We start from the raw sequence: 12,355 nt of genomic DNA on the forward strand, positions 1-12,355 counted from the left end.
GACGGATCAGACCAGCTGACCGATGCCGCGCGCCGCGAGGGCGCCCGAGATGCGCTCGGTGATCTCGTCGAGCGAGCCGACGCCGTCGATGCGGTCGACGATGCCGCGCTCCTCGTACACCGAGATGATCGGAGCGGTCTCGTGCTCGTAGATGTCGAGACGATGCGCGATGGCCTCGTCGGTGTCATCGGAGCGTCCCTGCTCGACCGCACGCAGGCTGAGGCGGGCGATGCTCTCCTCACGCGGCACGTCGAGCAGGATCACGGCGTCGAGCGCGGCGCCGTGCTCGGTGAGGAACGCGTCGAGGTGGTGCACCTGGGTGGTGTTGCGAGGGTAGCCGTCGAGCAGGAAGCCGCCCTGGGCGTCGTCCTGCGACAGACGGTCGCGCACGATCTCGCTGGTCAGCTCATCGGGCACCAGGTCGCCGGCATCGAGGATCGCGGTGACCTTCTGCCCCAGCTCGGTGCCCTCTTTGATGTTCGCGCGGAACATGTCGCCGGTGGAGACCACGGGGATCTGCAGCGCCTCGGCGATGCGGATGCCCTGGGTGCCCTTGCCTGAGCCCTGCGGGCCGACGATCAGAAGACGAGCGGAAGCGGTCATCGGAGGAGCCCTTCGTAGTGGCGCTGCTGCAGCTGCGCGTCGATCTGCTTCACCGTCTCGAGACCGACACCCACGATGATCAGGATCGAGGCGCCGCCGAACGGGAAGTTCTGGTTGGCCTGCACCGTCGCCAGCGCGACCAGCGGGATGAGCGCGACGAGACCGAGGTACAGCGAGCCGGGGAACGTGATGCGGGTGATCACGTAGTCGAGGTACTCGGCGGTGGGACGGCCGGCGCGGATGCCGGGCACGAATCCGCCGTACTTCTTCATGTTGTCGGCGACCTCGACCGGGTTGAACGTGATCGCGACGTAGAAGTAGGTGAACCCGATGATGAGCAGGAAGTAGACCAGCATGTACAGCGGCTGGTCGCCTGTGGCCATGTTCGCGAGGATCCATGCCACCCATGCCGGCGGCTCGCTGCCGTCGGTGGGCGTGTTGAACTGCGCGATCAGCATCGGCACGTACAGCAGCGACGAGGCGAAGATGATCGGGATCACACCCGCCATGTTGACCTTGATCGGGATGTACGTGTTGGTGCCGCCGTAGGTGCGGCGGCCCACCATGCGCTTGGCGTACTGCACGGGCACACGTCGTTGCGACTGCTCGACGTAGACGATGAGCGTCATGACGACGATGCCGATGAGCATCACCAGCAGGAAGGTCTCGAAGCCCTTCGCCTCCCAGATGGCCCACATCGAACCGGGGAAGGTGGCGGCGATCGAGGTGAAGATCAGCAGCGACATGCCGTTGCCGATGCCGCGCTCGGTCACGAGCTCGGCCATCCACATGATGAGGCCGGTTCCTGCGGTCATCGCGATGATGATGAGCGCCTGTGCCCACCACACGTCGTTGGTCAGAAGGGTGTTGCAGGCCGCGACGTCGGTCTGGCCGAACAGCTGGCCGCTGCGCGCGACGGTCACCACGGTCGCGGACTGCAGCAGTGCGAGTGCGATGGTGAGGTAGCGCGTGTACTGGGTGAGCTTGCTCTGACCAGCCTGGCCCTCCTGGTGGAGGGTCTCGAAGTGCGGGATCACAACGCGCAGGAGCTGCGTGATGATCGTCGCCGTGATGTACGGCATGACGCCGAGGGCGAAGATCGACAGCTGCAGCAGCGCGCCGCCGGAGAAGAGGTTGACCAGGCCGAGCAGACCGTCGGTGCCGGCGTTGGCAGCGAGGCACTGCTCGACGTTCGGGAAGTTCACGAACGGAGCCGGCACATTCGAACCCAGACGGTACAGAGCGATGATGCCGATGGTGAAAAGGATCTTCTGCCGCAGGTCAGGCGTGCGGAAGATTCGCGCGATGGCGCTAAACAAGGGCGTTCCTCCTGAAGGGATTGCCGAACGTCGAAGGACGGCCGAAAGTCCAGGGTAACGCACAGGAGGGGCCGGAGAATCTCCGACCCCTCCCAGCGTTCACAGCGGCTGGCTCAGTTGACCGAACCGCCGGCGGCGACGATCTTCTGCTCGGCGCTGCCCGAGACCTTGTCGACCGACACGGTCAGCTTGACCGAGATGTCGCCGTCGCCGAGGACCTTGACCTTCTCGTTCTTGCGCACGGCACCCTTGGCGACCAGGTCGCTGACGGTGACGTCTCCACCCTTGGGGTAGAGCTCCGCGAGCTTGGCCAGGTTCACGACCTGGTACTCGACGCGGAACGGGTTCTTGAACCCGCGCAGCTTCGGGGTGCGCATGTGCAGCGGCATCTGCCCACCCTCGAAGCCGGCGCGCACGGTGTTGCGCGCCTTGGTGCCCTTGGTTCCACGACCGGCGGTCTTGCCCTTCGAGCCCTCACCGCGACCCACGCGGGTCTTGGCGGTGTGAGCACCCGGGACGGGACGCAGGTGGTGAACCTTCAGGACGGCGGGACGAGCGGCCGGAGCCTCAGCGTCCTTCTTGGCCGGAGCCTTCTTCTCGGCGGCCTTGGCCGGAGCGGCCTTGGCGGCAGCCGGCTTCTTGGCAGCGGTCTTCTTCGGGGCCTTCTCGGCCTCGACGGCTTCGTTCTTCTCAGCCATTAGTCGATCTCCTCAACCTTGACGAGGTGCGCGACGGCGCGGACGTAGCCGCGGGTCTGAGCGTCGTCGGGACGAACGACAGAGTCGCCGATCCGCTTGAGACCGAGCGAACGCAGCGTGTCGCGCTGGTTCTGCTTCTCGCTCACCTTGGACTTGATCTGCGTGACCTTGAGGCGCTCAGCCATCAGGCACCTACCTTCTGCGCGGCGGCGGCAGCAGCGGCCTTCGCCTCGTTGCGGATGATGATCTCCGGCACGACGGCGTCGTAGTCGAGACCACGACGAGCGGCGACGGCGCGCGGCTCCTCGAGACCCTGCAGGGCCTCGACCGTGGCGTGCACGATGTTGATCGTGTTCGACGAGCCGAGCGACTTCGACAGGACGTCGTGGATACCGGCGCACTCGAGCACGGCGCGGACGGGACCACCGGCGATGACACCGGTACCGGCAGCGGCCGGACGGAGCAGCACGACACCTGCGGCGGCCTCACCCTGCACGGGGTGCGGGATGGTCGAGCCGACGCGCGGGACGCGGAAGAAGTTGCGCTTGGCCTCTTCGACACCCTTCGAGATCGCCAGGGGGACCTCTCGGGCCTTGCCGTAGCCGACGCCCACCAGACCGTTGCCGTCGCCGACGACCACGAGAGCGGTGAAGCTGAAGCGACGACCACCCTTCACGACCTTCGAGACGCGGTTGATGGTGACGACGCGCTCGAGGAACTGGTTGTCACCACGGTCGCGCGAGTTGCGGTCGCGGCTCTGGCCGCGGTCGCGGCCGCCACGGCGGCCATCGCGCTGCTCGCGCTGCGGCTCAGCCTGAGCCTCGGCAGGAGCGGTTTCGGTCACTTCGTTCTCCTTGATGTCACTCACAGTGCCAGCCCCCCTTCACGGGCGCCATCGGCGATGGCTGCGACACGACCGGCGTAGCGGTTGCCGCCACGGTCGAACACTGCCTCGGAAACGCCGGCGGCCTTCGCGCGCTCAGCGACGAGCTCGCCGACCTTGCGGGCCTTGGCGGTCTTGTCACCGTCGAAGGAGCGCAGCTCGGTCTCGAGCGTGGAAGCGGATGCCACAGTGTGGCCCTTGGCGTCGTCGACGAGCTGCACGAACACGTGGCGCGCAGAGCGGTTGACGACGAGACGCGGACGAGCGTCGGTGCCGACGATCTTCTTGCGAAGACGTGCGTGGCGACGCGCGCGGGCGGCGGACTTGGACTTGACAGCCATGGTTACTTACCAGCCTTTCCGGCCTTGCGACGCACGACCTCGCCGGCGTAGCGCACACCCTTGCCCTTGTACGGCTCGGGCTTGCGGATCTTGCGGATGTTGGCAGCGGCCTCGCCGACCGCCTGCTTGTCGATGCCGCTCACGGTCACCTTGTTGGTGCCCTCGACCGTCAGGGTGATGCCTGCGGGCGGGTCGATGAGGACCGGGTGCGAGAAGCCGAGGGCGAACTCGATCGAGTTGCCCTTCTGCTGCACGCGGTAACCGGTGCCGACGACCTCGAGGCCCTTGGAGTAGCCCTGGGTGACGCCGATGATGTTGTTGTTGATGAGGGTACGGGTCAGGCCGTGCAGCGAGCGCGATTCGCGCTCGTCGTCCGGGCGGGTGACCAGAACCTGGTTCTCCTCGACCGAGACCTCGATCGGGTTGGCCAGGGTGAGCGACAGCTCGCCCTTGGGGCCCTTGACCGCGACCTCACGGCCGTCGACCGAAACGGTCACGCCCGCGGGGATGTCGATGGGAAGTCGTCCGATACGCGACATGTCAGATCACCACACGTAGGCGAGAACTTCTCCGCCCACGCCCTTCTGCTCGGCCTGACGGTCGGTGAGAAGACCGGAGGAGGTGGACAGGATGGCAACGCCGAGGCCACCGAGGACCTTGGGCAGCTCGGTCGACTTCGCGTAGACGCGGAGACCGGGCTTCGACACGCGCTTGATGCCGGCGATGGAGCGCTCACGGTTCGGACCGTACTTGAGCGAGAGGGTGAGGTTGCTGCCGACGCGTGCGTCGGTGACCTCGAAGCCCGCGATGTAGCCCTCCTGCTGGAGGATCGAGGCGATGTTCGTCTTGAGCTTGCTCGACGGCATGGTCACGGAGTCGTGGTGCGCCGAGTTCGCGTTGCGCAGACGGGTCAGCATGTCTGCGACCGGGTCTGTCATTGTCATATTCGGGTTCCTTCGATCATGAGGTTCCGGCTGCCGTTACACGACAGACGGCCTTCGATGAGAGTCGCGTCCGAGCGGACGCACAATCTTCAATTGTACGGGATGCGGGGAGGGATGCTGTGCAGCATCCCTCCCCACTCCCCGCTTGTGCGAGGTTCCGCTTACGCCGGGGCGTCCGCGGCCTTGAACGGGAAGCCGAGCGCGCGCAGGAGTGCGCGACCCTCGTCGTCCGTCTTGGCCGTGGTGACCACGGTGATGTCGAATCCGCGAACGCGGTCGATCTTGTCCTGGTCGATCTCGTGGAACACGCTCTGCTCCTGGAGACCGAAGGTGTAGTTGCCGTTGCCGTCGAACTGGTCGGCCGACAGACCGCGGAAGTCGCGGATGCGCGGCAGCGCCAGGTTGACGAGGCGGTCGACGAACTCCCACGCACGGTCGCCACGGAGGGTGACGTGCGCACCGATGGCCTGGCCCTCGCGCAGCTTGAACTGCGCGATGGACTTGCGGGCCTTGGTGACGATCGGCTTCTGACCGGTGATCTTGGTGAGGTCGTCGATCGCGCCCTCGATCACCTTGGAGTCACGAGCCGCCTCACCGACACCGGTGTTGACGACGACCTTGACCAGGCCGGGGATCTGCATGACGTTCGCGTAGCCGAACTGCTCCTGCAGAGCCTTCTTGATCTCGGTGTTGTACTTCTGCTTCAGGCGAGGCTGGGTCTTGCCAGTCTCAGCAGCAGTTGCCGTAGCCATCAGAGGTCCTTACCTGACTTCTTCGCGTAGCGCACGCGGACCGTGCGCTTCACGCCGTCCTTGACCTGCTCCTCGACACGGTGGCCGACGCGGGTCGGCTTCTTGGTCGAGGGGTCGACGAGAGCGACGTTGGAGATGTGGATCGGGGCCTCGACGGTCTCGATGCCACCGGTCTTGGTGCCGCGCTGGGTCTGGCCGACACGGCTGTGGCGGGTGACGTAGTTGACGCCCTCCACGACGACGCGGTTCTGCTCGACGAGGATCTCGAGGACCTTGCCCTGCTTGCCGCGGTCGCCGCCCTTGTCCTGCTTGCGGCCGCTGATGACCTGAACCAGGTCACCCTTCTTGATTTTCGCCATGATCAGATGACCTCCGGGGCGAGCGAGACGATCTTCATGAACTTCTTGTCGCGAAGCTCACGACCGACCGGTCCGAAGATGCGGGTGCCGCGGGGCTCCCCATCGTTCTTCAGGATGACGGCGGCGTTCTCGTCGAACTTGATGTACGAGCCGTCTGCACGACGGGTCGACTTGACGGTGCGGACGATGACGGCCTTGACCACGTCGCCCTTCTTGACGTTCCCACCGGGGATCGCGTCCTTGACGGTCGCGACGATGGTGTCGCCCAGGCCGGCGTAGCGGCGGCTGGAGCCACCGAGAACGCGGATCGTGAGCAGCTCCTTGGCGCCGGTGTTGTCGGCGACCTTGACGCGGGACTCGGTCTGGATCACTTTGCCTTCTCCAGGATCTCCACCAGACGCCAGCGCTTGGTGGCGCTCAGCGGGCGGGTCTCGTTGATGAGAACGAGGTCGCCGATGCCGGCGGCGTTGTTCTCGTCGTGCGCCTTGACCTTCGAGGTCACGCGGATGACCTTGCCGTAAAGCGGGTGCTTCACGCGGTCCTCGACCTCGACGACGATGGTCTTGTCCATCTTGTCGCTGACGACGTAGCCGCGACGGGCCTTGCGGTAACCGCGTGCGTCCGCATCGCGGACGTCGTGCTCGCCGTGCTCGACGGCGGCAGCAGCCTTCTTCTCAGCCATTACTCGGCCTCCTCCTTCGGCGCCTCAGCCTCATCGGCCTTCTTCGCCTTCGCCTTGGACGCCTTCTTCGCCGGAGCCTCGACCGGAGCGGGCGTCGCACGGATGCCCAGCTCGCGCTCGCGGATCACGGTGTAGAGGCGCGCGATGTCGCGCTTGACGGCGCGGATGCGGCCGTGGCTCTCCAGCTGGCCGGTGGCCGACTGGAAACGGAGGTTGAACAGCTCCTCCTTGGCCTTGCGCAGCTCCTCAACGAGGCGCTGGTCTTCGAACGTGTCGAGCTCTGCCGGAGCGAGCTCCTTGGTGCCGATCGCCATTACGCGTCGCCCTCCTCGCGCTTGATGATGCGTGCCTTGAGCGGCAGCTTGTGAATGGCCCGGGTGAGCGCCTCGCGTGCGAGCTGCTCGTTCACGCCCGCGACCTCGAAGAGGACACGGCCCGGCTTGACGTTGGCGACCCACCACTCGGGCGAGCCCTTACCCGAACCCATGCGGGTCTCAGCGGGCTTCTTGGTGAGCGGGCGGTCGGGGTAGATGTTGATCCACACCTTTCCACCACGCTTGATGTGACGGGTCATCGCGATACGAGCGGACTCGATCTGACGGTTCGTCACGTACGCGGGGGTCAGCGCCTGGATGCCGAACTCACCGAACGACACCTTGGTGCCACCGGTGGCCTGGCCCGAACGCTTCGGGTGGTGCTGCTTGCGGTACTTGACCTTGCGAGGGATAAGCATCAGGCAGACGCTCCTTCTGCGACGGGAGCCTCGTTGCGACGGTCACCGCGGTCGCCACGGGGGCCACGACGGTCGCCACGCTCGCGCGAAGGCTTCTGGTTGGCCTGCTCGCGAGCAAGCTCCTTGTTGGTGAGGTCGCCCTTGTAGATCCAGACCTTCACGCCGATGCGGCCGAAGGTGGTCTTCGCCTCGTAGAAGCCGTAGTCGATGTTCGCGCGCAGCGTGTGCAGCGGCACACGACCCTCGCGGTAGAACTCCGAGCGGCTCATCTCCGCGCCGCCGAGGCGGCCGGAGACCTGGATGCGGATGCCCTTCGCGCCGGCGCGCTGAGCGCCCTGCAGACCCTTGCGCATCGCACGACGGAACGCCACACGAGCAGAGAGCTGCTCGGCGATGCCCTGCGCGACGAGCTGAGCGTCGGCCTCGGGGTTCTTGACCTCGAGGATGTTCAGCTGGATCTGCTTGCCGGTGAGCTTCTCGAGGTCGCCGCGGATGCGCTCGGCCTCGGCGCCACGGCGGCCGATGACGATGCCGGGACGTGCGGTGTGGATGTCCACACGCACGCGGTCGCGGGTGCGCTCGATCTCGATGTTCGAGACACCGGCGCGGTCGAGCTGCGTCTGCAGCAGACGACGGATCTTGATGTCCTCGGCGACGTAGTCGGCGTAACGCTGGCCCGGCTTCGTCGAGTCCGAGAACCAACGCGACACGTGGTCCGTGGTGATGCCGAGGCGGAAGCCGTACGGGTTGACCTTCTGGCCCATTACTTGCTCGCCTTCTTCGTCTTGGCCGCCGGTGCAGCCGCCTCAGCGACCTCCGGGGTGGCCAGCACGACCGTGATGTGGCTCGTGCGCTTCTTGATCTGCGAGGCACGACCCTGAGCACGGGGGCGGAAACGCTTGAGCGTCGTGCCCTCGTCGACGTACGCGTTCTTCACGTACAGGTCCTGCTCGTCCAGGAACTCGCCGTCGCGGTCGGCCTTGACCGACGCGTTGGCGATGGCAGAGTGCACGAGCTTGTAGATCGGCTCGCTGGCACCCTGCGGTGCGAACTTCAGAATGGCCAGTGCTTCCTGCGCCTGCTTGCCCTTGATGAGCGCGACGACACGACGAGCCTTCTGAGGGGTCACGCGGATGTGCTTGACGCGTGCGATGGATTCCACCATTGTTCTCCTCCTCTGTTTCTGTCCAGAGCGTCACCGCGTCAGCGGCGACGGCCCTTCTTGTCGTCCTTCTCGTGGCCGCGGAAGGTGCGGGTGGGCGCGAACTCGCCCAGCTTGTGGCCGACCATGGTCTCGGTCACGAACACGGGGATGTGCTTGCGACCGTCGTGCACGGCGATGGTGTGTCCCAGCATTGCGGGGATGATCATCGAGCGACGCGACCAGGTCTTGATGACGTTCTTCGTACCGGACTCGTTCTGTCCGACCACCTTGCGAAGCAGGTGCTCGTCGACGAAGGGGCCCTTCTTGAGACTGCGTGGCATCTTCCTCTACTCCTACTTGCGCTTCTTGCCGGCGTTGCGGCGGCGGACGATGTACTTGTCACTTTCCTTGTTGGCGTGACGGGTACGACCCTCAGCCTGGCCCCACGGGGAGACGGGGTGACGTCCACCGGACGTCTTGCCCTCACCACCACCGTGCGGGTGGTCGACCGGGTTCATGGCGACACCGCGGACGGTCGGGCGGACGCCCTTCCAGCGCTTGCGGCCGGCCTTGCCCCAGTTGATGTTCGACTGCTCGGCATTGCCGACCTCGCCGATGGTCGCGCGGCAGCGCGCATCGACGTTGCGGATCTCGCCCGAGGGCAGACGCAGCTGTGCGTAGGGGCCGTCCTTCGCGACCAGACGCACCGAGGCGCCGGCCGAACGGGCCATCTTCGCTCCGCCGCCGGGACGCAGCTCGATCGCGTGGATCACGGTACCGGTGGGGATGTTCTTCAGCGGCAGGTTGTTGCCAGGCTTGATGTCAGCGCCGGCACCCGACTCGATGACGTCGCCCTGCTTCAGCTTGTTCGGGGCGAGGATGTAGCGCTTCTCGCCGTCGAAGTAGTGCAGCAGCGCGATGCGCGCGGTGCGGTTGGGGTCGTACTCGATGTGAGCGACCTTGGCGTTGATGCCGTCCTTGTCATTGCGACGGAAGTCGATGACGCGGTACTGGCGCTTGTGTCCACCACCGATGTGACGGGTCGTGATGCGGCCCTGGTTGTTGCGACCACCGGTCTTCGAGAGCGGGCGCAGCAGCGACTTCTCAGGCGTCGATCGGGTGATCTCGGCGAAGTCGGCCACCGACGAACCGCGGCGACCCGGGGTCGTGGGCTTGTACTTGCGAATAGCCATTATTAGTCCTTATCCCCCGGTCAGCCGACTGCCGTGAAGATGTCGATGGAACCCGACTTCAGAGCCACGATCGCGCGCTTGGTGTCCTTGCGCTTGCCGGTGCCGAAGCGGGTGCGGCGGGCCTTGCCGACGCGGTTGATCGTGTTGACCGAGGCCACCTTGACACCGAAGATCTTCTCGATGGCGAGCTTGATCTCGGTCTTCGAGGCGCGCGGGTCGACGAGGAAGGTGTACTTGCCCTCGTCGATCAGGCCGTAGCTCTTCTCGGACACGACCGGTCCGAGGATGATGTCGCGCGGGTCCTTGTTCAGGGCCGTGGCGAGAACGTTCTGCTCGGTCATGCCGAGACCTCCTCTGCGGTCGCACCGGTCTTGGAGGCGATGAAGCCCTCGAGTGCGGCCTTGGTGAAGACGATGTCGTCGGAGACGACGACGTCGTAGGCGTTCAGCTGGTCGAAGCTGATCAGGTGAACGTTCGCGAGGTTGCGGACGCTCTTCGTGGTCAGCTCGTCGGTGCGCTCGATGACGACCAGCACGTTCTTCGACGGGGCGACGGTGGCCAGCAGGCCGGCCGCAGCCTTGGTCGAGGGGGTGCTGTCGGCGACGAAGGCCTCGACGGCGTGCAGACGCTCGCCGCGCAGACGGTCGCTCAGCGCGCCACGGAGGGCTGCGGCGATCATCTTCTTGGGGGTGCGCTGCGAGTAGTCGCGCGGCTGCGGGCCGTGGACCGTGCCACCACCGCGGTGCTGCGGCATGCGGATCGAGCCCTGACGGGCGTTACCCGTGCCCTTCTGCTTGAAGGGCTTGCTGCCGGAGCCGGACACGTCGCCACGAGTCTTCGTGGCGTGGGTGCCCTGACGCGCTGCTGCGAGCTGCGCGACGACGACCTGGTGGATCAGCGGGACGTTGGTCTCGACGTCGAAGATCGAGGCGGGCAGCTCGACCGAGCCTGCCTTCTTGCCGTCGACCGACAGGACGTCGATTGCCAGAGTGGAGTCAGCCATGAGATCAGGCACCCTTCACTGCGTTGCGGACGTACACGATACGACCACGAGCACCGGGGACGGCGCCCTTGACGAGCATGAGTCCCTTCTCGGCGTCGATGGCGTGCACCGTGAGGTTGAGGACGGTCACGCGCTCGCCACCCATGCGGCCGGCCATGCGCATGCCCTTGAACACGCGGCTCGGGGTCGACGATGCGCCGATCGAGCCGGGCTTGCGGTGGTTGCGGTGCGCACCGTGGGAGGCCGAGACGCCGGCGAAGTTGTGACGCTTCATGACACCGGCGGTGCCCTTGCCCTTGCTGGTGCCGACCACGTCAACCAGCTGGCCTGCCTCGAACACGCCGTCGAGCGTGAGCTCCTGGCCGAGCGAGTAGTCAGCGGCGTCCGCGGTGCGGATCTCGGTGACGTGGCGACGGGGGGTCACGCCTGCTGCCTCGAAGTGAGCGCTCAGCGGCTTGTTGACCTTGCGGGGGTCGATCTGGCCGTAGGCGATCTGAACGGCGTTGTAGCCGTCCTTCTCGGGGGTGCGAACCTGGGTGACCACGTTCGGAGCCAGCTCGATGACGGTCACGGGGATGAGCTTCCCGTTCTCGTTCCAGACCTGGGTCATGCCGAGCTTGGTGCCGAGCATGCCCTTGGAAATCTTTGCGTTGATGTCAACCATGGCGGACCTCAGAGCTTGATCTCGATGTTGACATCGGCGGGCAGGTCGAGACGCATCAGCGAGTCGACGGCCTTCGGCGTCGGGTCGACGATGTCGATCAGACGCTTGTGGGTGCGCATCTCGAAGTGCTCGCGGCTGTCCTTGTACTTGTGGGGCGACCGGATGACGCACACGACGTTCTTCTCGGTCGGAAGCGGCACGGGGCCGACGACGGTCGCGCCCGCACGGGTCACGGTGTCGACGATCTTACGTGCCGACGTGTCGATGACCTCGTGGTCATACGACTTCAGGCGAATGCGGATCTTCTGTCCCGCCATTGTCTGCTCTCTCTCTTCAGGCGTCGTACCGTCCGGAGCCGGGTGGCCCTGGGGCATTGGACGCACGATGGCGCTGTTGCGCCTTCGGCACTTGCGCACCGCTGTTCTGTTTTCACCATGAAGACGCCAGCAACGTGTGCTCGCGTCTTCGAGTGGGGCTTGTTCTGCTGTCCGCGGCCTAGAACCCTGCTGCGCCCTTCGGGAGGGGGCTGCCGCCTATGCACGTTCGTAACAGTGATTCCGCGCATCACGGAGAGCGCAGAAATGTGGAACCTGACTATTCTGCCACGCGGATTCGGGCACCGCAAACCCGGGCGTGTCGCGCGTGATCCTGCGGGCTCAGACCCGGGCATCCGGACGCGCGAAGGGGTGGTGCGCCCCAGGCGCACCACCCCTCCTCGTCGCGCGGCGAACCGCGTCGGTCACTGGTTGCCGACGGCTCCGTCGGCCTTGTCGCGGATGTCGTCGATCTGGTCGGCGGCGCCGGGAGCGACCTTCTTCGCGAAGTCGGCGATCTCGTCGAGAACGCGATCGCTGATGTCCTCAGCCTGCTCGCTCTTGACCGCTTCGGCGATCTTGTCCTTGTTCTGCTCGAAAGCATCCTTGCCCTGGTTCACGAGATCCTCGATGCCCATTGCTGTCCTCCCCTGTTGATGCGGCGCAGCGTCCCTGCGCCCCCTCATTTCTACGCGATGCAGGCGACTCCTGTCGAGCACCGCG

General features: G+C 65.9%; 23 protein-coding genes. All 23 read right to left on the minus strand.

Annotation, left to right across the window (positions count from 1 at the left end):
- Positions 1-6: 6 nt before the first annotated feature.
- The 23 genes from JOE67_RS05110 to JOE67_RS05220 all read right to left on the minus strand — a co-directional run bounded on the left by JOE67_RS05110 (position 7) and on the right by JOE67_RS05220 (position 12,270).
- Entirely contained in the window at positions 7-603 is a 597-nt protein-coding gene (locus JOE67_RS05110) for an adenylate kinase (protein WP_204974439.1), read from the minus strand.
- Complete coding sequence (secY, locus tag JOE67_RS05115; RefSeq protein WP_204974440.1) at positions 600-1,922, minus strand: preprotein translocase subunit SecY; 1,323 nt, start codon at positions 1,920-1,922, stop codon at positions 600-602. Before secY ends, JOE67_RS05110 begins: the two co-directional genes overlap by 4 nt.
- 113 nt (positions 1,923-2,035) lie before the next feature.
- The gene (gene rplO / locus JOE67_RS05120; RefSeq protein WP_204974441.1) at positions 2,036-2,620 is read right to left on the minus strand and encodes a 50S ribosomal protein L15; all 585 of its coding nucleotides are present in this window, start codon (positions 2,618-2,620) and stop codon (positions 2,036-2,038) included.
- The gene (gene rpmD / locus JOE67_RS05125; protein ID WP_071640253.1) at positions 2,620-2,805 is read right to left on the minus strand and encodes a 50S ribosomal protein L30; all 186 of its coding nucleotides are present in this window, start codon (positions 2,803-2,805) and stop codon (positions 2,620-2,622) included. The genes rplO and rpmD overlap by 1 nt, the downstream gene beginning before the upstream one ends.
- Positions 2,805-3,488, minus strand: a complete 684-nt coding sequence (rpsE, locus tag JOE67_RS15620) for a 30S ribosomal protein S5 (RefSeq protein WP_182254228.1) — start codon at positions 3,486-3,488, stop codon at positions 2,805-2,807. The genes rpmD and rpsE overlap by 1 nt, the downstream gene beginning before the upstream one ends.
- The gene (gene rplR / locus JOE67_RS05135; RefSeq protein ID WP_182254230.1) at positions 3,485-3,844 is read right to left on the minus strand and encodes a 50S ribosomal protein L18; all 360 of its coding nucleotides are present in this window, start codon (positions 3,842-3,844) and stop codon (positions 3,485-3,487) included. Before rplR ends, rpsE begins: the two co-directional genes overlap by 4 nt.
- Before the next feature lie 2 nt (positions 3,845-3,846).
- Positions 3,847-4,383, minus strand: a complete 537-nt coding sequence (gene rplF / locus JOE67_RS05140; RefSeq protein ID WP_204974442.1) for a 50S ribosomal protein L6 — start codon at positions 4,381-4,383, stop codon at positions 3,847-3,849.
- Positions 4,384-4,389: 6 nt separating this feature from the next.
- Positions 4,390-4,788, minus strand: coding sequence for a 30S ribosomal protein S8 (gene rpsH / locus JOE67_RS05145; protein WP_204974443.1), 399 nt, complete (start codon positions 4,786-4,788; stop codon positions 4,390-4,392).
- 161 nt (positions 4,789-4,949) lie between these two features.
- Complete coding sequence (gene rplE, locus JOE67_RS05150; RefSeq protein WP_071640263.1) at positions 4,950-5,540, minus strand: 50S ribosomal protein L5; 591 nt, start codon at positions 5,538-5,540, stop codon at positions 4,950-4,952.
- Positions 5,540-5,899 carry a 50S ribosomal protein L24 gene (rplX, locus tag JOE67_RS05155; RefSeq protein WP_204974444.1) on the minus strand — a complete coding sequence of 120 codons (360 nt, stop codon included), beginning with the start codon at positions 5,897-5,899 and terminating at the stop codon, positions 5,540-5,542. The genes rplE and rplX overlap by 1 nt, the downstream gene beginning before the upstream one ends.
- A gap of 2 nt (positions 5,900-5,901) precedes the next feature.
- Positions 5,902-6,270: a 50S ribosomal protein L14 gene (rplN, locus tag JOE67_RS05160; protein ID WP_099194602.1), complete on the minus strand. Its 369-nt coding sequence runs from the start codon at positions 6,268-6,270 to the stop codon at positions 5,902-5,904.
- Positions 6,267-6,581, minus strand: coding sequence for a 30S ribosomal protein S17 (gene rpsQ / locus JOE67_RS05165; protein WP_204974445.1), 315 nt, complete (start codon positions 6,579-6,581; stop codon positions 6,267-6,269). The genes rplN and rpsQ overlap by 4 nt, the downstream gene beginning before the upstream one ends.
- Positions 6,581-6,895 (minus strand): 50S ribosomal protein L29, encoded by a 315-nt coding sequence (gene rpmC, locus JOE67_RS15625; protein ID WP_204974446.1) that lies wholly within the window; start codon positions 6,893-6,895, stop codon positions 6,581-6,583. The genes rpsQ and rpmC overlap by 1 nt, the downstream gene beginning before the upstream one ends.
- On the minus strand, positions 6,895-7,314 hold the full coding sequence (gene rplP / locus JOE67_RS05175) for a 50S ribosomal protein L16 (protein ID WP_099194600.1): 420 nt from the start codon (positions 7,312-7,314) through the stop codon (positions 6,895-6,897). The genes rpmC and rplP overlap by 1 nt, the downstream gene beginning before the upstream one ends.
- Positions 7,314-8,078 carry a 30S ribosomal protein S3 gene (gene rpsC, locus JOE67_RS05180; RefSeq protein WP_071640276.1) on the minus strand — a complete coding sequence of 255 codons (765 nt, stop codon included), beginning with the start codon at positions 8,076-8,078 and terminating at the stop codon, positions 7,314-7,316. Before rpsC ends, rplP begins: the two co-directional genes overlap by 1 nt.
- A complete protein-coding gene (gene rplV, locus JOE67_RS05185; RefSeq protein ID WP_182254257.1) occupies positions 8,078-8,479 on the minus strand; it encodes a 50S ribosomal protein L22 in 402 nt (133 codons plus the stop codon). Before rplV ends, rpsC begins: the two co-directional genes overlap by 1 nt.
- 38 nt (positions 8,480-8,517) lie before the next feature.
- Complete coding sequence (gene rpsS / locus JOE67_RS05190; RefSeq protein WP_071640280.1) at positions 8,518-8,799, minus strand: 30S ribosomal protein S19; 282 nt, start codon at positions 8,797-8,799, stop codon at positions 8,518-8,520.
- 12 nt (positions 8,800-8,811) lie between these two features.
- On the minus strand, positions 8,812-9,651 hold the full coding sequence (gene rplB / locus JOE67_RS05195) for a 50S ribosomal protein L2 (RefSeq protein WP_204974447.1): 840 nt from the start codon (positions 9,649-9,651) through the stop codon (positions 8,812-8,814).
- A gap of 20 nt (positions 9,652-9,671) precedes the next feature.
- Entirely contained in the window at positions 9,672-9,992 is a 321-nt protein-coding gene (gene rplW, locus JOE67_RS05200) for a 50S ribosomal protein L23 (RefSeq protein ID WP_182254259.1), read from the minus strand.
- Positions 9,989-10,654 (minus strand): 50S ribosomal protein L4, encoded by a 666-nt coding sequence (gene rplD / locus JOE67_RS05205; RefSeq protein WP_204974448.1) that lies wholly within the window; start codon positions 10,652-10,654, stop codon positions 9,989-9,991. Before rplD ends, rplW begins: the two co-directional genes overlap by 4 nt.
- 4 nt (positions 10,655-10,658) lie before the next feature.
- Positions 10,659-11,318 carry a 50S ribosomal protein L3 gene (gene rplC / locus JOE67_RS05210; RefSeq protein WP_204974449.1) on the minus strand — a complete coding sequence of 220 codons (660 nt, stop codon included), beginning with the start codon at positions 11,316-11,318 and terminating at the stop codon, positions 10,659-10,661.
- Between the two features lie 8 nt (positions 11,319-11,326).
- Positions 11,327-11,635: a 30S ribosomal protein S10 gene (gene rpsJ, locus JOE67_RS05215; protein WP_017201594.1), complete on the minus strand. Its 309-nt coding sequence runs from the start codon at positions 11,633-11,635 to the stop codon at positions 11,327-11,329.
- Between the two features lie 422 nt (positions 11,636-12,057).
- Positions 12,058-12,270 (minus strand): hypothetical protein, encoded by a 213-nt coding sequence (locus JOE67_RS05220; RefSeq protein WP_204974450.1) that lies wholly within the window; start codon positions 12,268-12,270, stop codon positions 12,058-12,060.
- Positions 12,271-12,355: the final 85 nt, after the last annotated feature.

The organism is Microbacterium esteraromaticum, from assembly GCF_016907315.1.
Classification (GTDB): domain Bacteria; phylum Actinomycetota; class Actinomycetes; order Actinomycetales; family Microbacteriaceae; genus Microbacterium; species Microbacterium esteraromaticum.